This window comes from Roseomonas aeriglobus, from assembly GCA_016937575.1.
Taxonomy (GTDB): domain Bacteria; phylum Pseudomonadota; class Alphaproteobacteria; order Sphingomonadales; family Sphingomonadaceae; genus Sphingomonas; species Sphingomonas aerigloba.
This window is the reverse complement of the sequence record JAFHKN010000002.1, coordinates 2632069-2651114: the sequence shown is the minus strand read 5'-3', so window position 1 is coordinate 2651114 and position 19046 is coordinate 2632069. Positions and strand designations below refer to the sequence as shown.

The following is a 19046-nucleotide window of genomic DNA, read 5'->3' as shown; positions in this document are numbered from 1 at the left end:
GCATAACGCTTTCGCGCAGGCGGGGTTCGCACGATGACCCGCGAAGCTCGCGCCGGCTGGTGGATGAGCGGCCCCGCGCTTGCTGCCATCGTGCTTTTCTTCGCCCTGCCGGCCGCCGCGTCGCTGCTGCTGAGCCTGACCGATTTCGACATCTACGCGCTTGCCGACCTGTCGAACCTGCGCTTCGTCGGCCTCGCCAACTATGCGCGACTGCTCGGCGATCCGCTGTTCTGGCGCGCGACGCTCAACAGCCTGTGGTTCGTCGTCTTCGGCGTGCCACTGACGGTCGCGCTGTCGCTCGCCGCGGCGATCTTTCTCGATGCGAAGACGCTGCGCTGGAAGCCGGTGTGGCGCGTGGCGTTGTTCGCGCCCTACGTCACCACATTGGTCGCGACGGCCGTCGTCTGGCGATACCTTCTCCATACTCGCTACGGCCTCGTCAACGCCGCGCTGGCGCAGGTGGGAATCGCGCCGATCGACTGGCTCGGCAGCCCCACCGCCTCGCTGCCCGCGATCCTGATCTTCGTCGCGTGGAAGACGTTCGGCTACAACATGGTGATCTTCTTGGCAGCGTTGCAGACGGTGCCGCAGGAGTTGCACGAGGCGGCGAGGATCGACGGGGCGGGGGCGTGGACGCGGTTCCGGCACGTTACGCTGCCGGCCATCGGACCGACCCTGCTGCTGGTATCGATCCTGTCGATCGCCGGCTTCTTCCAGCTGTTCGCCGAACCCTATGTCATGACGCAAGGCGGACCGGCGCAGTCGACCGTGACCATCCTCTATTTCATGTACGAGGAAGGGTTCAAATGGTGGAACCTTGGCGCCGGGTCGGCGGTCGCCTTTATCCTGTTCGTCCTGATTCTGGCCGTGACGCTGCTCCAGATCACGGTGAGCCGGCGCTGGGTGCGGGGATGAGGGGGATGGTCGCCACCTTCGGCGCCGCGGTGATCGCCGCGCTGGTGCTGCTGCCGCTCGCCTGGATGGTGTCGGTATCCTTCATGGCGCCGGGCGAGGCCGCGCAATTCCCGCCGCCCTTGGTGCCCGCCGCGCCGACGCTCGCGAATTACCGCGCGCTGTTCGAGAGCTATGGCGTCGGCCGCTATCTCGCCAACAGTGCGTTCGTCTCGGCGACCGCGACGGGCCTGGCGTTGCTGTTCGTGGTGCCGGCGGGCTATGCCTTCGCCAAGCTGCGCTTTCGTGGGCGCGACGCCGTGTTCCAGACGCTCGTCGCCGCGCTCGTCATTCCCGGCCAGATCGGGATGCTGCCGCTGTTTCTGGAGCTGAAGGCCCTGGGTCTGGTCAACAGCTATGCCGGCGTATTGGTACCGTGGCTGGCGGGCATCTTCGGCATTTTCCTGGTTCGCCAATATGCGCTGTCGATCCCGACCGAGATGCTGGAGGCTGCCCGTGTCGATGGCGCAAGCGAAGGACAAATCCTGACGCGCATCGTCCTTCCCGCGCTCCAGCCGATCATCGTGACGCTGGCGCTGTTCGTTTTCCTCGGCAGCTGGAACGACTTTCTCTGGCCGCTGATCGTGCTGAGCGACGACCGCTTGTACACGCTCCCCGTCGCGCTGGCGGCCCTCAGTCGCGAGCGGGTGCAGGACGTCGAGCTGATGATGGCCGGGTCCGTCGTCACCACCCTTCCGGTCCTGATCCTCTTCCTCGTCCTCCAACGCTTCTACATGCGCGGCCTGCTCGCCGGGAGCGTGAAGGGATGAGCCTGCCTCCCACAGATTCATTGCACAGGATATAGCATGACGCGCGTATCGTTTCCCGACGGCTTCCTCTGGGGCGCCGCCACCGCTGCCTATCAGGTGGAAGGCTCGCCGCTCGCCGATGGCGCAGGGCCGAGCATCTGGCAACGCTTCTGCCACGACCCGCGGTTGATGGCGGCACCGGGCCACAGCGGCGATGTCGCCTGCGACCATTACAACCGGATGGAGGAAGACGTCGCACTGATGAAGCGGCTAGGCCTCCAGGCCTATCGCTTCTCGGTCGCCTGGGGCCGGGTGCTGCCGCAAGGGACGGGGCGTGTGAACGAGGCGGGGCTGGCCTTCTACGAGCGACTGGTCGACACGCTGCTCGCGAACGGCATCGAGCCGATCTGCACGCTATTTCACTGGGACCTGCCCGCAGCGCTCGACGACCGCGGCGGGTGGCTCAACCGCGACATTGCCGACTGGTTCGCCGATTATGCCCGCGTCCTGTTCGAACGGCTCGACGGGCGCGTGAAGAAATGGGTGACGCTCAACGAGCCTTGGGTGGTCAGCGATGGCGGCTACCTCCACGGCGCGCTCGCGCCCGGCCACAAGAACATGTTCGAGGCGCCGATCGCCAGCCACAATATGATGCGCGCCCACGGCGCAGCGGTGAAGCTGTACCGCGAAATCGGCGCGCACCAGATCGGACTGGTGGTGAACATCGAGCCGAAATACCCGGCTTCGGGCAGTGCCGAGGACCATGCGGCGACAAAGCGGGCGGACGCGTATATGAACCGCCAGTATCTCGATCCTGCGATGCTTGGCCGCTACCCGGACGAGATGCGGGGAATCTTCGGCGAGGCTTGGCCGGACTTCCCGGCGGAGGATCTGACGCTGATCCGCCAGTCGCTCGATTTCGTCGGGATCAATTACTACACCCGCAACGTCGTAGCGGATGGCGACAGCTTCCTGCTGCGCACTGCCACAGTGAAGCAGGATGCGACCTACACGGAGACGGGGTGGGAAGTGTACCCACGCGGCCTGACCGACCTGCTGCTGTGGTTCAAGGATCGCTACGGCGACCTGCCGCTCTACATCACGGAGAACGGCGCCGCGTTCTACGATCCGCCTCAAGCGGAGGACGGCGCGGTCCACGATCCGCTGCGCGTCTCGTACCTGAAAAAGCATTGGGCGGCGGTCAGCGACGCGATCGCCGCCGGAGTCGACGTGCGCGGTTACATGCTGTGGTCGTTGTTCGACAATCTCGAATGGTCGCTCGGCTATACGAAGCGGTTCGGCATGGTTCACGTCAACTTTGCGACACAGGAACGGACGCCGAAGGACAGTGCTAAGCTCTATTCGCAGGTCATCGCGACGAATGGTGCGGTGCTGAACGATTGAACCGGCATGCGCCCCGGCGAAGGCCGGGCCCAACTGCAATGGTTTATCGACTTGATTCCGCCGTCGCTTGACCGACGTGACTGGGCCCCGGCCTTCGCCGGGGCACTGGTCTAGCGTTTCTCGCTGAGCCAGCCGCCCGAGAAACCGATCCGCGTCAGCCCGCGGCGGATGTGCGGGTTCTTGCGCATCGTTTTCCAGACGAGGCCGCTGCGCCAATTCTCCGCCATCGCTAGGATCGGGCCCTGGTCGATGCCCAGATAGTCGTTCGCCACCCAGCCGTCCCGCGCATCGACCGTCCCCGACCGGCTCGGCGGATCGGTGAAGGTGAAGCTGGGGTTGAACGCGTCGCGGAAGCCGTAACGATCCCAGGCGCGCGGGTAGCGGTCCTTCATCGCCATCAGCGTGGGGATCGTCGCCTCAGGGGCAAAGGGTATCGACCCGCCCGGTGCGGTCGGGACCAGCGTGCCGTCGTCGCGTACCACACTCGGACTGACGCCGCGCGCCGAATAGGTCTGGAACGTACGCGCGCGACCGTTGACGATCCGCTTGCCGGAGGAATTTTCCGGCCCATCGGAGGCGGTCCAGCCCCACATATGGTCGCCATAGCCGACCCAGGCGTTCGGGTTACGGCGGCCATATTCCTGCTGCGCCAGCGTCGCGCGGCGGCTGTTCTCGAAATAATCGATGCCCTTCGATGCGATGAAGGGCTCGGTGATGCCGCGGAAGTCGACCCAGACATGGCTGTACTGGTGGCCGAACAGCGGCTCGAACGTCAGATAGGTCTGGCCCATATATTGGCCCCAGTCCTCCGGCAGCTTCCGCGCCCAGCCGTCGTCCCACGCCTCCTTGCCGACCGGATGCGTCGGCGATCCGAGCGCCAGGATGTAGACCAGCATCCCTTCGTTATACCCGACCCAGTCGTGCGGTTCGTACCCGCGCTCGGGCCGCCAGCCCATCGACAGGCCCTTGGAGCCTGGCAGGTTGGTGGCGGGCTTGTCGGCGGGGCCACGCTGCATGAAGGTCCAGTCGACGCGCCTATAGAGTTTTTCCGCCATGTCGCGGATGCGGCGCTCATCGGCGGTGGCGCGGTCGAAATAGCTTTGCGCGAACAGCGCGCCGCCCAGCATCAGCGTGGTATCGACGCTGGAGAGTTCGACCGTGCGGTAGCGGTGGCCGCGCTGAAAATCGAGGAAATGGTAGAAGAAGCCCTTGTGCCCGGCGACGCCCGAAGCTTCGGGGCCTTGGGGCAGGGCGTAGAGGAAGTCGAGGCAGTCGGCGGTGCGCTTGGCCGCCTCCTCACGAGACACCCATCCGTGTTCGGCGCCGATGCCGTACGCGGTCAGCGCAAAACCGATCGCCGCAACGCTGGAGAAGGGTGTGGACGGCCAGCGGTCCGGCGCCAAGCAGGTCCGGGGATCGGTGGTATCCCAGAAATAACGGAAGGTGCGCTGCGACAGGTCGTCGACGAACGCGGCCTGATCGGGTGACGCGCGCCACGCCGGGGCGGGCGTAGCCGTCGACGGCAGCGGGGGCGTGGCGCAGGCGCCGGTCAGCAGGGCAAGGGCGGCGGCTGCGGTACGCAGGAACATGCATGTCTCCGGATGTAAAAATCCCCGCGCAACGCCGGAACGTCGCGCGGGGAGGGGAGGAAAGCTTAGAAGTTGAAGCCGGTCGACACCTTTACGGTTCGCGGCGGGCCGTCGGTGTTGAAGTTGTTCAGGTCGCGACGACCGGTCGTCGAATTGAATCCGTTATAGTTTCGGTCGTTGAACAGATTGATGATGTCGGCGCGGACCCAGATCTGCGTGCCCTCCCGCAGGAAGTTCAGGCCGATGTTTTTCTGAACCGCCAAGTCCATCTGGCGATAGCCCCAGCGGTCGCCGTTGCCGTCGGCTTCGACAGCGACGATATCCTTCGTTCCGGGGCCGGTCGTCCCGGGGGTGGTCACGAACGATTTCAGCCACGCCGGGGATGCGATCTGGAACTTGCCTGACAGCACCAAGCCGAACGGGATGTCGGCGGTGCCGGCCATCACGAAGCGGTGACTGCGCACCCCGGCCGAGCGGCGGAACGGATATTCGCCAATGCTGGAGTAATCGAGGCTGAACGTCTCGTTGAACTGCCGATTTTCCGTCGCCTCGGTGTAGGTGTAGGTCGCATCGAGGCTCCACGGCGAGGCCGCGGTGTAGCGCTTGACCAGCTTGGCGTAAGCTGAGTCGGCGTTGGTCGCGAGGCCCTGGTCGCCGATGATGATCGACCCGAACGGCGACGGCGGGAAGCCGAACGGTGAATCCGGGTTGCCGGTCGCCGGGAAGAACAGCCCGCCCGGACGACGGTTGCCGAGCAGATAGGCGAACCCGTCGCGGCTGAGCACGTGCGAATAGCCGACTTCGGTTTCAAGCGCGCCGAAGTTGCCGCGCAGACCCAGGCTGAACTGGTCCGAATAGGGCATGCGCAGGTCGTTCTTGATGAAGCGCAGTTCGCGACCGGCCCCGGCCGGCAGGCCGGCGATCAGCGCGTTTCGACCGGCTTCGGTCAGATAGGCAGGATTGAATGCTATACAGGTTGCGCTCGCGGTGCACTGGTCGCTCGCCGGCAGGCCGCTGTTCAGGAAGTTGAACGTACGGCTGGCCCCGGAACCCTGGGTAAGTTCTTGTTGAATGAAATCAAATTGGGTTCGGTCGTAGGATCGGCCGTAGCCGCCGAACACGGTGAAGCGCTGAGCATCGTCGAGCGTGTAGCTGAAGCCCAGACGCGGCTGGAAGGCGCCCTTGAACGCGCGACGGTTGTTGCCGGTCGAGATATAGTCGTTGATGTTATAGTTGGCGCCGTTGAGGTTGGGGTAGTTTGCGGGCTGGACGGCGGCAACCTGGGCGGCGGGGTGGACGTAGTTGAGGAACGCCGGCGTGCGTTCGTAGTCCCAGCGGATGCCGAGGTTCAGTGTCAGGCGGTCGGTGACGTCCCAGTCATCCTGCGCGTAGATGCCGAGCTGGAAGTTCTTCGAGCTGATCTGGCGATCGGCGAAGCCGCCGGCCAGCGCCTGGAAGTTGATCGTGTAAGGGATCGTCGTGTTCAGCGTCGTCGCACCGACGGGCGTGAAGTAACGGATTTCCGGGTTGAAGCTGTTCAGCTCCAGCGTGTTGAGCGTCACCCACTTGGTTTTCACGCCGACCTTGATCGTGTGGCCGGCCAACCCCGTGAAGGTGAAGTCGTCGGAGATCTGCCAGCCCTTCTGACCCTTGTCCTGGAAGTTGCGACCGCCGCCGACCGTCAGGATGTCGCCACGGATCAGCTGGGCGGCGTTGTTCGGATTGACGATTTGAACATTGTACACGCTGCGGATCGCGTTGTTGAACGGGCGCGGGTTCCACTTCACGTCTTCGTAGCCGACCTTGAAGTCGTTTACCCACGTATCGGCGCTGTGCTGCCAGCGGGCGAGGCCGCGGAGTTCCTTGACGCTGGCGATAGTGCGCGTTTCGAAGGCATTGATGCCGCTATTGAACTGTTCGCCGTCTTCATCCCGGTATTTGACCGAGAATTCGAACAGATCCGCCTGCGTCGGCGCGAAGTTCAGCTTGCCGAAGTAGAGGTTCTCGTTGAATGTTTCGTTGGCGGTGCCGTAATTGGCCGCGAGGCTGGCCGGCAACAGGGTAATCGCGCTGGCGAGGTTCGCCGGGATGGTGATGTCGCGCGGCCGGACGATGCGCTTGCCTTCGTAGGTCGCAAAGAAGTGCAGCAGATCCTTGACGATCGGACCGCCGAGCGAGCCGCCGAACTGCTTTTCTTTGCTGATGATCTTGCGTGCGTTCGCCGGAAACAGCTCGTTCGGGCGTGCATCGCGCAGGGTCTGGTCGGTATAGTCGAAGAAGCCCGATGCCTCGAACTTGTTCGTGCCCGACTTGGTCGTCGCGGTAATTGCGACCGAGCTGACCTGGTCGAACTCCGCCTTATAGTTGGAGCTGATGACCTTGTATTCGCCGATCGCGAGCTGCGGGAACGGGTTGCCCGTCGTCGAATCCTGGCCGGTGATACCGTTCTTCAGGACATAGTCCTTCTGCCCGACGCCATCGATGAAGACGTTGACGCCGTTCGAGCGCTGCGCACCACCCTGAAGGTTCGACTGGTCGGCGCTGTTGGTGTTGAACACCACGCCTGGCGCCAAGTCGGCGAAGGCGAGAAAGTTGCGGTTGATCTGCGGCAGCTGCTGGATCAGCCGCTGCGTGATGGTCGTGCCGACTTCGCCACCCTGCATCGTCTGGATGCGGCTGCCGGTGACGATGATGTCGCCCTCGCTGCCGGCCGTCTCCGTACCCGTCGCACCCGGCGCCGGGGTGCCGGCGGCAGGCGTCAGGTCGAAGTCGAACACCGCGCCCTGGCCGACGGTCAGCGTGAACGTGTCGGTCGAGCGGGTGCCGGTCGGCGTCGTCACTTCGAGGCGATAGCTGCCTGCACGAAGTGCCGGGAAGTTGTAGGTGCCGTCTGCGGCGACGTTCGAGGTGCGGCGATAACCGGTGTTGACCTCGATCGCGACGACCTCGCTCGGCGCGCCGCCCGCCGGTGCCGTGATGCGCCCGCGCAGCGACGCGTTGTCGACCTGTGCTGCCGCCGGCGTCGCCACCGCGACGGCCGACAGTGCCGTGCCGAGCATCAGTGCGCCGGCCAGTGCCATACGCGAACGGCGGGCCGTGCCCGCGCTAAACCCCTTAGCCATCGAATCAAATCCTCCCCTGTTTCCTTGTCACCGGATTTGGAAACGGTTACATCCCCCCTAATCGATCCGCGGGGCGCCTGTCGTCAAGAGGCAATTTGGTCACAGTCGGCCGGCTTTCTGCCGGGCGTGCCCGGATCGGCGGAACCAAGTTCGACGCGTACAGGGAGAGCCAGTTTGACCACCACCCGTCCCGCCACCCGATTGTTGCTGGGCGCGAGCCTGATCGCCGGGCTGGGCGCCACGCCGCTTGTCGCGCGCGATGCGGCAAAGCCCGCCGCGACCGCCGCGGCCGGCGCGAATGCGGCGCCGCTGGTCGAGACGCCCTCCGGCCCGACGCCCGCGGTGTGGGGCGACCGGCCGGAAATGCGCGCCTTCATCGACAAGTTGATGGCGCAGATGACGCTGGCCGAGAAGATCGGTCAGCTGACCCTGCTGACCAGCGACTGGGTGTCGACCGGGCCGACGCTGCGGGCGGGCTACAAGGAAGACATTGCCGCGGGAAAGGTCGGCGCGATCTTCAACGCGCATTCGGTCGCTTATACGCGCGAACTGCAGAAGCTGGCAGTCGAGGGGACGCGGCTGAAGATTCCGCTGTTGTTCGGTTACGACGTGATCCACGGCCACCGCACGATGTTCCCGATCTCGCTCGGCGAAGCGGCGTCGTGGGATATGGAGGCAATCGAGAAATCGGCCCGTATCTCGGCGACCGAAGGTGCGGCCGAAGGGCTCCACTGGACCTATGCGCCGATGGTCGACATCAGCCGCGACCCACGTTGGGGCCGCGTGTCCGAAGGCGCGGGCGAGGACACCTACCTCGGCAGCCGCATCGCCGAAGCGCGGGTGAAGGGCTTCCAGGGGAAGAAGATTGGCGACACCGACTCACTGCTCGCGACCGTGAAGCATTTCGCCGCTTATGGCGCACCACAAGCCGGGCGTGACTATTCGACGGTCGATATGTCGATGCGCGAGCTGCGCGAAACCTATCTGCCGCCGTACAAGGCCGCGGTCGATGCCGGAGCGGCGACCGTCATGACCAGCTTCAACGAGGTCGATGGCGTGCCGGCATCGGGCAACAGCTTCCTGCTGAGCGACGTGCTGCGCAAGGAGTGGGGGTTCAAGGGTTTTGTCGTGACCGACTATACGTCGATCAACGAAATGATCCCGCACGGCTTCTCGAAGGATGAAAAACAAGCCGGCGAACAGGCGATCAACGCCGGCGTCGACATGGACATGCAGGGTGCGGTCTACCTCAACCACCTCGCCAAGTCGGTCGCGGAAGGGCGGGTCAGCCTGGCGACGATCGACGACGCCGTACGGCGCGTGCTGGAGATGAAGTATCGGCTGGGCCTGTTCCAGGATCCGTATCGCTACAGCGATGCCAGCCGCGAGAAGGCGAATGTGATGACGCCCGCGTTCCTGGAGGCCGCCCGCGACGTCGCGCGCAAGTCGATGGTGCTGCTGAAGAACCAGAACGACGTGCTGCCGCTCGCCGCCACGGCCAAGACGATCGCGCTGATCGGGCCGCTGGCCGACAGCAAGGCCGACATGATCGGCAGTTGGGCGGGCCAGGGCAGCCGGACACGCCCGGTATCGCTGCTGGAAGGGATCCGCGCGCGAGCCGGCAAGGGCGTCACGGTGAATTATGCCAAGGGCGCGAGTTACCAGTTCGCCGACGCCGGCAAGACCGACGGCTTTGCGGAGGCAATGGAAGCGGCGAAAAACGCCGACGTCATCGTCGCGGCGATGGGCGAATATTGGGACATGACCGGCGAAGCGGCCAGCCGCACCGACCTGAACCTGCCGGGCAATCAGGAAGCTCTGCTCAAGCAACTGAAGACGCTCGGCAAACCGATCGTGCTGGTGCTGCTGTCGGGCCGGCCGAACACGATTCCCTGGGCGGCGGACAATGTCGATGCGATCCTGGAGGCGTGGTATCCCGGCACCATGGCCGGCACCGCCGTCGCCGATGTGCTGTTCGGCGATTACAACCCGAGCGGCAAACTGCCGATGACCTTCCCGCGCTCGGTCGGGCAGGTGCCGATCTTCTATTCGATGAAGAATACGGGGCGGCCCTATACCGCGGAGAAGCAGGGGCAGAAGTATCTGTCGCGCTATCTGGATTCACCGAACAGCCCGCAGTGGCCGTTCGGGCATGGCCTCAGCTACACGCGCTTCACCTATTCGCCGGTGACGATCGACAAGACGTCGATCCGACCGGGCGAGACGCTGACAGCGAGCGTCACACTAACGAATGCGGGCAAGCGCAGTGGAACGGAGATCGTCCAGCTCTACACCCGCGACCTGGTGGGGTCGGTGACGCGGCCGGTCAAGGAGCTGAAGGGGTTTCAGAAGATCGTGCTGAGGCCGGGTGAATCGCGGCGCGTGACGTTCAGGATCACCGACAAGGACCTGGCCTTCTATCGGCAGGACATGAGCTGGGGCGCGGAGCCGGGTGAGTTCGAGCTGTTCGTGGGCGGTACGTCGGATTTGCCGACGGGGGTGAAGTTCACGCTGGCGGAGTGAGGGCACCGGCGGCTGGCGCGTGCCTGCCACCTCCCCTTGCAGGGGAGGATTGGGGCTACTTTGGCGGAGTAGCGTGCAGGATCCTCCCCGGCACGGGGAGGGGGACCACGCGCAGCGTGGTGGAGGGGGTTCTCCACGAATGACTCGTGTGCGGCCCGCCCCCTCCACCACCCGCTGAGGGGGCGGTCCCCTTCCCCGTGCGGGGGAGGATCGTTATTTCGCGAACCGCAAATCCGTGACCACCGGGAAGTGATCCGACGCCCAGACCACGCCCTGGTGATCGGTCAGCGTCTGCACCCGCGTTACCGTGAACCCCCGCGTGAAGATCCAGTCGATCCGTCGATCGGGCGTGCCCTTGAAACCGTGGAAGGTCTTGTCCGGTCCGGCGCGCCGTTTGGCTGCCGTCCAGGCATCGCTCAGCCGGGCAGCGAGGGCGCGGTGCGTGGCACTTTCGGGGACTGTGTTGAAGTCGCCCGTCAGAACGGTCGGCAGGTCGGCGCCCGGCAGCGTGTCAAGCTTCGCGACGATCAGCTTCGCCCCCTTTTCGCGCGCCGCCTCGTCCTCCGCGCGATAGGGAAAATGCGTGTTGAGCAGGCGGAAGCGACGCTTGTCGCGCTTGCGTTCGAAAATGCCCCAGGTGACCATCCGCGGCAATGGGTGGCCCCAGCTGATCGATCCGGACACGTCGGGCGTGTCGGACAGCCAGAAGTCGCCGCTGTCGACCAGCGTCAGTCGCCGGGTGTCGTAGAGGACGCCCATATGTTCGTCGGCATGTCCGCCGCGGCGGTCGATGCCGAACCATCTGTATCCGGGCAGGCGCGCGATCAGGTCGTCGCCCTGGCGCTGAAACAGCTCCTGTGTCCCGATCACCGCGGCGCCACTGCGCGCGATGGTACGCGCGGCAAGATCGCGGCGGGCTTCCCAGCGGTTGGCGCCGTCCGATTCCATCGGCAGTCGGACGTTGAAGGTCATCACCTTCAGCGCCTGCGCGGCGGCGGGCATGGCCGCGAATGCGAGGAGGGACGCGAGCAGCGGGGCAAGGCAGCGGCGGATCATGGTCAGAGCTTTCGAATCAAGGTGACGGCGGCAGCGATCCACGGCGGATCGCTGACCACCTGTTGTCGAGTACCCGCCCCCAGCGGGAGCAGATGAAGCTTATCGCCCTCGCGACCGATCAGCCGGGCGAACAGATAGCGGCCCGCCGGGCGCGGGACCAGCACGTCGCGGTTGAGGGCGCGGGCGAAGGCTTGCGGGTCGAGGCGGTCGCACCAGATCTCGTCGCCGGTGCGGTAATCGCCGACCCCCCCGGTCACGCGCACTGCAACCATCGATCCGGCCGGCACGGGGGCGGCGGCGGTCGCGGGCCTTTTCGGCGCGGTCGCGCCATCGGGTCCGAGCAGCGCAGCGACCGCGACGTCGGGTCGGTCGGGCAGGGTGACGAGGTCGCTGGCCGTTACACCCAGCGCCGCGGCGATGCGGTTCAGCCACCCGACCGAGACGGTGCGCGTGCCCGTCTCCAGCCGGCCGATCGTCTGCGCAGTCGTCGGCGGCACGCAGGCGCGGGCGACATCGTCGAGCGTCATGCCCTTGGCACGGCGGACTTCGCGGATGGCGGTGATCATGGGCGATCCTTAAATAACCGATCTGGTAAAATCACTTTCCTACAAACATGCGTCTGTGGCAACCCGTCTTGCGAATCGAAAGGAGGCGGGCATGCGGGAACTGGTCGAGCGGAGCTTTGCGGACGGGCGGGTGCAGGCGGACGCGGTGCGGGGGGGGCGGAGCGTTACGGTGAATCTGCGGGAGTCGCCGCTGACATGGCTGAGGTCGCGCGGGCATGTCGATGCGCGGCAATATGAGGCGGGGGAGCGGCTGCGGGCGGATTTCGAGACGGCGTCGCTCGGGGCCCGCGTGACGATGCGCTGGGACGCCAGCCCGCGCGGGGGACGGGGCGAGGCGGTCGATCCGACGCTCGCGCAGATCGCGGCGAAGCGGCGGTTCGATGCGGCAGCCGCGGCGGTCGGGCCGGGCTTGCGCGACGTGCTGTGGCGCGTGGTGTGCGCGAACGAGGGGCTGGCGGCGGCGGAGAAGGGGCTCGGCTGGCCGGCGCGCGCGGGCAAGCTGGTGCTGGGCCTGGCGCTCGACCGGCTGGCGGATCACTATGAGCTGGGCTGAGGCGGTTCGGCTTTGGGTTGGGCGATCACGCGGTTGTACGTCCAGCCTATGCCGATCAGCGCGAGGCCGAGGCCGAGGAAGCTGAGGATGCGCAGCAGGCCGCCCAGCGCCGCGACGTCGATCAGGAAGACCTTGACGGTGGCGGCGGTCAGCAAGCCGAGCGCGGCGATACGGGTGGTGCGGTCGTGGGTGGCCAGACCGCGCCACAGCCAGACGATCGCGAGGCCCAAGAGGGCGGCGGAATAAAGCCAGTTTTCACCGCTGCCGAGCGGACCGGTCAGGAGGGCGCCATGGGTCGCCTGGCGGACCGCGGCGACGACCGCGACCAGGGTGAGTGCGAGCATCGTCTTGCGCCACGCCATCATGCGGGCAGCGAAGGCAAGCAGCGCGGGGAGGAGAACCGCGGTGTTGAGCAGCGGGATGGCGCCGACGCTCTGGGGAGTGTGCAGCGGGCTCAGCAGGAAGAGGTCGAACCAGACGAAGCGGCCGATGGCCAGGACGACGAGCGTCGCGCCGGTGCGCTGCAACGGGGTCTTGAGGCGAACTGCGACCCCGGCGGCGGCGATTGCGAGAGTGATGGCGGCGCGTTCGTGGAAGCCCAGGCGCGCGAAGTCCGACGCATCGGCGATGGCGAGCGGCTGTTTGGCGAGGCTGTAGAGGACGAACGTCGCGACCACGGCCAGCGCCGCGGCCACCGTCGCCCGGTGCGGGGCATAGACCGCGGGCAGCCGGAACAGCGCGGCGGCGACGAGCACCGGCAGCGCGGCCATCGTCATGACATCGACGAGCGGCGGCAACAGGGGATGGGTCAGCTCCTCCCCGATCAGGCTCTGCGCGAGGAGCAGCGCCCATTGCCCGAGCGTGGCGACGGCGAGCAGCGCGATCGCCGCGAGCAGCAGGATCGGCAGGCGCACCACATCGCGGTCGCCCAGCCGCTGCGCCCACACGCCGAGCGCGGCGAGCACCACGGCAAGCGCGGTCGGTGCCCAGCTCGGCCCGACCAGCGTTGCCAGACCGGTCGCGGCAAGCGTCGTGGCGAGTGCGGTGCCGCCGACCAGCCCCAGGTCGCGTGCGTCCACGCGGTCGCGGTGTCGCCAGGCGAGGACCGCGCTCGCCGCGGCCAGCACGAGCTCGAGGCCGGTCCAGCCGATATCCGGCAGCAGGGCCGGGGCAAGCGCGTGGGTCAGGAGTACCGGCGCCCCAAGGCCGAGCAGGGCGACGGCGCTCCACCCGCGCGCGCGTCGCGACAGGGCAAGGCCGCTCGCGCCGAACAGCAGCGTCGCAACGATCGCCGCGACCGGCGTCGCGCTACGCTCGGGCGCGGACAGGCCGGCGGCGATCAGCACGGCGACGAGCGCTGCGGCGGCGATGGCGGCGGGAAGCAGAACCGCCTCGCGCCACGCCAGCACGACGGCGGCGGCGGCGAGGACGAGGTAGAAGCTCCAGGCGGTCGCGTCGTAATCGAGCGACGGCGCGAACAGGATCAGCTGGACCAGCCCGGCGACGAGCGGCAGGACACGCAGCCATGCGCTCGCGATCCCGGTGCGCGGCAACGCCATCGTGCCGGCGACCGCAAGCGCGACGACGAACGCCGCCACGCCCGCGACATGGGTGCCCCACAGCAGCACGACGAGCAGATTGGCCCAGGCGAACCCTGCGCCGATCGCTGCCAGCGCCAGCCACGCCCAGCCGCGATAGGCCGCAAGCGCGAACAGCGCGGCGATGAACACGCCGAGATAGCCGAGCAGCGCGCCCAGCTGGCCCTCCGACACGCCGGCGACGAGGGGCGCGGCGAATCCGCCGATGAGCGCCATCACCGCGGTCGGCGGCCCCTGACGGAGCGACAGGCCAAGCGCGAGCGCGGTGACGATCACCGTCAGCGCGAAGCCGGCGACGGGCCCGACCAGTGCATATTGCGCGACCGCGATGTAGAGCGTGCCGTAAGCGCTGGCGATCCCCGCCCCGGTCAGCGCCTGGCCGACGCGGGCGTCGTCGCGGACGGCGGGCAGACGCCCGGCGAGTTCTCCGCCCGCGACCAGCAGGATCGAGAACAGCGCGGCGAGGACGACGCGGACCGTCGGGCCAAGCAAGCCGCTTTCGATCGAATACCGCACCAGGAAGAAGCCCGCGACGACCAGGGCCGCGCCACCGACCCAGATCGGCAGGCGCCCGCCGACGAGGCTTTCGAAGGTCGGGCGGTCGGGGGCGGGTTCGGGCGCCGGTTCGGGTGGGGGCGACCAATAGTCGGGGTCGGCCGGCGGGGGCAGGCTATCCGGTGGTGTCGCATGCACCGCGACCGCCGGTGGACGGCGCTCGGGCGCAGTGTAGGCTGCCACGTCGGCAGCGTAATCCGGGCGCAGCGCGGGTTCGGGCGGCGCGCCGTCGAGCCGCTCGCGGAGACGGGCGACTTCCCCCTCCAGCCGCCGCAGCCGCTGCCAGCCGGCGGCGACGATCGCGATCATAGCGATGGCAAGGAGGGCGGTGACGTCCACCGGTACAGGGTAGAGGGATGTACGGGCGGCGTCATCCCGGAAAGCGTAGAAAGATCAACCCCTTCCCTGCGAAGGGAGGCGGCGCGCGGTACGCGCGTCGGAGAGGTGTCCCCTCTCGATCCGGTTACACCGCTGCGTCATCGCTACGCGATGCCACCTCCCCTTGCAGGGGAGGATCGGGTGGGGCGTCATTGCCGCGGGCGTCGAAACGGTTCAACGCGTTGCCGACCCTCACCGCAATACGAGACACGCTTATGCGCTTCGCCTTCACCAAATGCCACGGCAGCGGCAACGACTTCCCGTTGATCGACGCGCGCGTGATCGATCTGAGCGATGCCGAATGGGCGCGGGTTGCGATTGCACTGGCGAACCGCGACGGGCCGGTCGGGGGCGACGGAATCCTGTTGCTGACCGCCGGCGCGGGCGACACCGATTTCGGCATGCGGATGTTCAATTCGGACGGCAGCGAGGCGGAGACCTGCCTGAACGGGCTGCGCTGTACCGCGCGCGCAGGCTTCGAGGCGCTGGGGATCGAGGCGGCGCGGGTACGACTGAAGGTGTCGCGGGCCGAAGTCGCGCATGTCGCGGACATCCTGCCCGGCGTTTACGGTGTCGAGACGCGTGCGGGGCCGGCGGCGACCGACCCGGCGGCGGTCGGCGTGCGCATCGCGATGCCGGCGATCGACGCGTTTATTCCGGGCCTGCCGAGTTCGCGTGCCTTTACCGCGGTCGCGATGCCGAACCCGCATCTGGTGACGTTCGTGGAGCGGATCGACGAGGCGGAGCTGGTGGCGCTGGGCAGCTGGTGCGAAGCGCGGCCGGAGCTGCTGGTCGACCGCGCGAACGTGTCGTTCGTCGAGGTGCGCGGAGACGACCTGTTCGTGCGCACGCACGAGCGCGGCGTCGGGCTGACCGATGCGTGCGGCAGCGCGATGGCGGCATCGACCTTTGCCGCCGGGCTGACGGGGCGGGTGCCGTTCGGGACGTGGACGACGGTGTTCAACCCCGGCGGCCGGGTGCGTGCGCGAGCGGAGGCGCCGGCGGATGGCGCGATGGTGACGATCCAGGGCAATGCGACGTTCGAGTGGGACGGCGCGGTCGATGTCGACCTGGCGAGTGGAGTGGCGTCGGGGTTGGTCGTGACGCGGCGGCGAGAGGATGAAGTGGCGGCTTGGGCGCGGGTTCTGGATGAAGGAGCGACCTCGGAATAGAGAGCGTGGTATCGAAGCTGCGCGATGTCAGCCCGGATCAAGCTCAAACGGCGCGACCAGCCCGGTCGCATTCGCAAAAGCGGTCAGGCGATCGGGCAAATGGTCCGGGTCCCGGCAGAACTGCTGATCCAAATGTTCCAGTCGCGCAGTGATGAGATGCCGTGACACGATCTCGGACACGTTTTGCGTCCGTGAATTAAGGACTCGCCAACGCAATGCCTGATCCGTTGGTGGTCTATCTAGGCCGAATAGCACATCGGCAGCGGCCTGAACGATCTGCAGCGATTGCAGCGCGCCAACTGTTTTGAGGCCTTGGACGGCGAGCGGATAATAATCTGATGCACTGTTGTGAAAATACTGGTCGAAGCCGCCGTTGTAGACTTCCCCTTCAAGCAGAGACACGGCGAAATAGATTTTTTCGTGGTCTTGCCAGGAGCGAAGATCGGAATCGGCTTCGCTACGTGCAACCAGCGACTCCCAAAGAGCCCGCATCGGATCATAGACCTTCCGGCGCTGATGATAGGCGCGGGCGTCAGCCATAGATCCCCTGATACCCTTCTTACAGGCCATGCAGAGGCCGCCGGTGCTTTCGGCCGTCGTCGGCAGAATCAGCGCACCACAGCCAGCACAGGGTATCTTCGTCATGCAGGCATGCTGGCGTATCATGGGTCGTTCGGAAAGAGCGGCGCGACACGGTCATCCGTATCCACACCATGCTAACCCATCTGGTACTTTGCGCTTGACATCGTCACGCTCATTAGGTACATAACAGGAACGCTGAAGAATTGCGAGTCGGGGCGGCGGGGCCCGGCTTTGCAAAGCGAACGGGCTGGCGCGGCTTCACCAAAGCCGCGGCCGGCCCGTTCGCGTTTCCGGGGGAGTGGATCATGGCGGACATGGATGGGGCGACGGGGGACACGGCGGGGCGATGGACCTGGCGCTGCGATGGCTGGACGCCGGACAAGCGCGAGGCATTTTTCGATCTGCTGATGACGTCGTGCAATGTCACGAAATCCTGCGCCGCCGTCGGCATGTCGACGCGCGGCGCCTATCAGTTGCGGCGACGCGATCCGGCCTTCGCGGCGCAATGGGACGCAGCGTTGCAGGCCGGGTACGACCGGATCGAACTCTCCCTGATCGATCTGGCGTCGAAAGCGCTGATCGCGCAGGAAGCTGGCGACGCGGCGGGAACGGCGGTCGATCCGACCCTTGCCATCACGCTTCTGAAGATGCGGGATGCCCGTCGCACAGAGCCCAGGGGGCGTGGCGGGCCAAAGGTGCGGCGCGCCACGCAGGCGGAAACCGATGCGACGATCCTGAAGCAGCTTGCCGCGCTTGCGCGGCGGGCGTCGCAGGAGCAAGCGTGACCGCTGGCGCGCGAGCCGGCGATGCGCTGGACCTGTTGGTCGGGCGGACACCCGAGGAGCAGGCCTGGGTCCTGAGCAAGATGCCCTGGCCGGAGAAGCGGGAACTGACGGAACGCTGGGAGCGGCACGGTCACACCGGGCAGGTCGCGCCGGATGGCGATTGGCGGATCTGGCTGATCATGGCCGGTCGCGGCTTTGGCAAGACGCGGGCGGGCGCGGAATGGTTGAGCGAGAAGGCGCGCACGATGCCCGAGGGGCGGTTCGCGCTGGTTGGCGGCACCGGAGACGATGTGTGCCGCGTCATGATCGAAGGCGCGGCCGGCCTGTTGTCGGTCGCCCGCGATGACGAAGCCGTCATCTGGCGCCGTGATCGCGGCGAAATCGAATTCGCCTCCGGCGCCAAGGCCTTCGTCTATTCCGCCGCTGCGCCCGAAAGCCTGCGCGGGCCGGAGCATCATCTGGCGTGGTGCGACGAGCTGGCGAAATGGCGGCATGGCACGGCCAAGGCGGCGTGGGACAATCTTCGGATGGGTCTGCGGCTGGGCGACCACCCCCAGGTGCTGGTGACGACGACGCCGAAACCGGGGGCGCTGCTGCGCGCGATCGAGCGGGAGGCGGCGGCGACGAAAAGCGTCATGCGGGGGACGACGCGGGACAACGTACACCTGCCGCCAAGTTTCGTCGCGGCGATGCTCAGCGAATATGGCGGCACGCGGCTGGGGCGGCAGGAGCTGGACGGCGAACTGATCGACGATGTCGAGGGGGCGTTGTGGTCGCGGGGGCGGCTGGAGGCGTGTCGGGTCAAGCGGCGGCGGGCGCGGGTCGTGCGTGTCGTCGTCGGGGTCGATCCGCCGGCGGGGTCGGAGGGCGATGCCTGCGGGATCGTCGCGGTGGCGCTGGGGGCGGACGGCATCGGGTATGTCGTCGAGGATGCGAGCGTGGCCGGCGCGTCGCCCGAGGGCTGGGCCGCGGCAGTGGCAGGCTGCGCCCTGCGACACAAGGCCGACCGCGTCGTCGCCGAGAAGAACCAGGGCGGCGACATGGTGAAGAGCGTGCTGCTGGCCGCCGATACGCGCCTGCCGCTGAAGCTGGTCCACGCCAGCCGCGGCAAGGTGACGCGCGCCGAGCCGGTCGCGACGCTCTACGAACGCGGGCGGATGCGGCATGTCGGCGCGTTTCCGGCGCTGGAGGACGAACTGTGCGGTCTGCTGGCCGGCGGGGCGTATGAAGGGCCGGGTCGGTCGCCGGATCGCGCGGACGCGCTGGTGTGGGCGGTGACGGAGCTGATGCTCGGGCGGCGTGCGGTCGCGGGGGTGCGGGGGTTGTAGCGGGCCTATCCTCCCCTGGAAGGGGAGGTGGCGCGCGTTAGCGCGACGGAGAGGTGTCACCTTGTCCGGATAGCTCGACACCCCTCCGTCAGCCCTGCGGGCTGCCACCTCCCCTTGCAGGGGAGGAATTGTTTT

At 67.0% G+C, this 19046-nt stretch carries 14 protein-coding genes; 8 read left to right on the top strand and 6 right to left on the bottom strand.

Annotation, left to right across the window (positions count from 1 at the left end; genetic code table 11):
- Positions 1-33: 33 nt before the first annotated feature.
- Genes JW805_13130 through JW805_13120 form a run of 3 tightly spaced genes read left to right on the top strand, consistent with a single transcriptional unit; the run spans position 34 to position 3104 of the window.
- Entirely contained in the window at positions 34-915 is an 882-nt protein-coding gene (locus tag JW805_13130; protein ID MBN2972960.1) for a sugar ABC transporter permease, read from the top strand.
- A gap of 5 nt (positions 916-920) precedes the next feature.
- A complete protein-coding gene (locus JW805_13125; GenBank protein MBN2972959.1) occupies positions 921-1721 on the top strand; it encodes a carbohydrate ABC transporter permease in 801 nt (266 codons plus the stop codon).
- Positions 1722-1757: 36 nt separating this feature from the next.
- The gene (locus JW805_13120; GenBank protein MBN2972958.1) at positions 1758-3104 is read left to right on the top strand and encodes a beta-glucosidase; all 1347 of its coding nucleotides are present in this window, start codon (positions 1758-1760) and stop codon (positions 3102-3104) included.
- 110 nt (positions 3105-3214) lie between these two features.
- On the opposite strand, the gene JW805_13115 is transcribed toward JW805_13120, so the two are convergent.
- Together JW805_13115 and JW805_13110 are read right to left on the bottom strand one after the other, a co-directional pair.
- Entirely contained in the window at positions 3215-4693 is a 1479-nt protein-coding gene (locus JW805_13115) for a Tat pathway signal protein (GenBank protein ID MBN2972957.1), read from the bottom strand.
- 65 nt (positions 4694-4758) lie between these two features.
- Positions 4759-7815 (bottom strand): TonB-dependent receptor, encoded by a 3057-nt coding sequence (locus JW805_13110; GenBank protein ID MBN2972956.1) that lies wholly within the window; start codon positions 7813-7815, stop codon positions 4759-4761.
- A gap of 174 nt (positions 7816-7989) precedes the next feature.
- Between JW805_13110 and bglX the strand changes: the two genes are divergently transcribed.
- Positions 7990-10338, top strand: coding sequence for a beta-glucosidase BglX (gene bglX, locus JW805_13105; protein ID MBN2972955.1), 2349 nt, complete (start codon positions 7990-7992; stop codon positions 10336-10338).
- 213 nt (positions 10339-10551) lie between these two features.
- Here bglX and JW805_13100 read toward each other — a convergent pair whose 3' ends face one another.
- Both JW805_13100 and JW805_13095 read right to left on the bottom strand, forming a co-directional pair.
- Complete coding sequence (locus JW805_13100) at positions 10552-11394, bottom strand: endonuclease/exonuclease/phosphatase family protein (GenBank protein ID MBN2972954.1); 843 nt, start codon at positions 11392-11394, stop codon at positions 10552-10554.
- Between the two features lie 2 nt (positions 11395-11396).
- Positions 11397-11960 carry a helix-turn-helix transcriptional regulator gene (locus JW805_13095; GenBank protein ID MBN2972953.1) on the bottom strand — a complete coding sequence of 188 codons (564 nt, stop codon included), beginning with the start codon at positions 11958-11960 and terminating at the stop codon, positions 11397-11399.
- A gap of 91 nt (positions 11961-12051) precedes the next feature.
- Between JW805_13095 and JW805_13090 the strand changes: the two genes are divergently transcribed.
- Positions 12052-12513, top strand: coding sequence for a hypothetical protein (locus tag JW805_13090; protein ID MBN2972952.1), 462 nt, complete (start codon positions 12052-12054; stop codon positions 12511-12513).
- Here the strand turns inward: JW805_13090 and JW805_13085 are convergent.
- The gene (locus tag JW805_13085; protein MBN2972951.1) at positions 12498-15005 is read right to left on the bottom strand and encodes a DUF2339 domain-containing protein; all 2508 of its coding nucleotides are present in this window, start codon (positions 15003-15005) and stop codon (positions 12498-12500) included. The genes JW805_13090 and JW805_13085 overlap by 16 nt on opposite strands.
- Before the next feature lie 254 nt (positions 15006-15259).
- On the opposite strand from JW805_13085, the gene dapF reads away from it, so the two are divergent.
- A complete protein-coding gene (dapF, locus tag JW805_13080) occupies positions 15260-16216 on the top strand; it encodes a diaminopimelate epimerase (protein ID MBN2972950.1) in 957 nt (318 codons plus the stop codon).
- Between the two features lie 27 nt (positions 16217-16243).
- Here dapF and JW805_13075 read toward each other — a convergent pair whose 3' ends face one another.
- The gene (locus JW805_13075) at positions 16244-16861 is read right to left on the bottom strand and encodes a DUF4375 domain-containing protein (protein MBN2972949.1); all 618 of its coding nucleotides are present in this window, start codon (positions 16859-16861) and stop codon (positions 16244-16246) included.
- 242 nt (positions 16862-17103) lie between these two features.
- Here JW805_13075 and JW805_13070 point away from each other — a divergent pair, with 242 nt between their 5' ends.
- Entirely contained in the window at positions 17104-17583 is a 480-nt protein-coding gene (locus JW805_13070) for a hypothetical protein (protein MBN2972948.1), read from the top strand.
- Positions 17580-18911 carry a DNA-packaging protein gene (locus JW805_13065; protein ID MBN2972947.1) on the top strand — a complete coding sequence of 444 codons (1332 nt, stop codon included), beginning with the start codon at positions 17580-17582 and terminating at the stop codon, positions 18909-18911. Before JW805_13070 ends, JW805_13065 begins: the two co-directional genes overlap by 4 nt.
- Positions 18912-19046: the final 135 nt, after the last annotated feature.

Coding starts and splice junctions, on each gene's coding strand:
- JW805_13070 (MBN2972948.1), top strand. CDS start 17,104: ATGGCGGACATGGATGGGGCGACGGGGGACACGGCGGGGCGATGGACC.
- JW805_13095 (MBN2972953.1), bottom strand. CDS start 11,960: ATGATCACCGCCATCCGCGAAGTCCGCCGTGCCAAGGGCATGACGCTC.
- dapF (MBN2972950.1), top strand. CDS start 15,260: ATGCGCTTCGCCTTCACCAAATGCCACGGCAGCGGCAACGACTTCCCG.
- JW805_13115 (MBN2972957.1), bottom strand. CDS start 4,693: ATGTTCCTGCGTACCGCAGCCGCCGCCCTTGCCCTGCTGACCGGCGCC.
- JW805_13120 (MBN2972958.1), top strand. CDS start 1,758: ATGACGCGCGTATCGTTTCCCGACGGCTTCCTCTGGGGCGCCGCCACC.
- JW805_13130 (MBN2972960.1), top strand. CDS start 34: ATGACCCGCGAAGCTCGCGCCGGCTGGTGGATGAGCGGCCCCGCGCTT.
- JW805_13090 (MBN2972952.1), top strand. CDS start 12,052: ATGCGGGAACTGGTCGAGCGGAGCTTTGCGGACGGGCGGGTGCAGGCG.
- JW805_13100 (MBN2972954.1), bottom strand. CDS start 11,394: ATGATCCGCCGCTGCCTTGCCCCGCTGCTCGCGTCCCTCCTCGCATTC.
- JW805_13075 (MBN2972949.1), bottom strand. CDS start 16,861: ATGACGAAGATACCCTGTGCTGGCTGTGGTGCGCTGATTCTGCCGACG.
- JW805_13110 (MBN2972956.1), bottom strand. CDS start 7,815: ATGGCTAAGGGGTTTAGCGCGGGCACGGCCCGCCGTTCGCGTATGGCA.
- JW805_13125 (MBN2972959.1), top strand. CDS start 921: ATGGTCGCCACCTTCGGCGCCGCGGTGATCGCCGCGCTGGTGCTGCTG.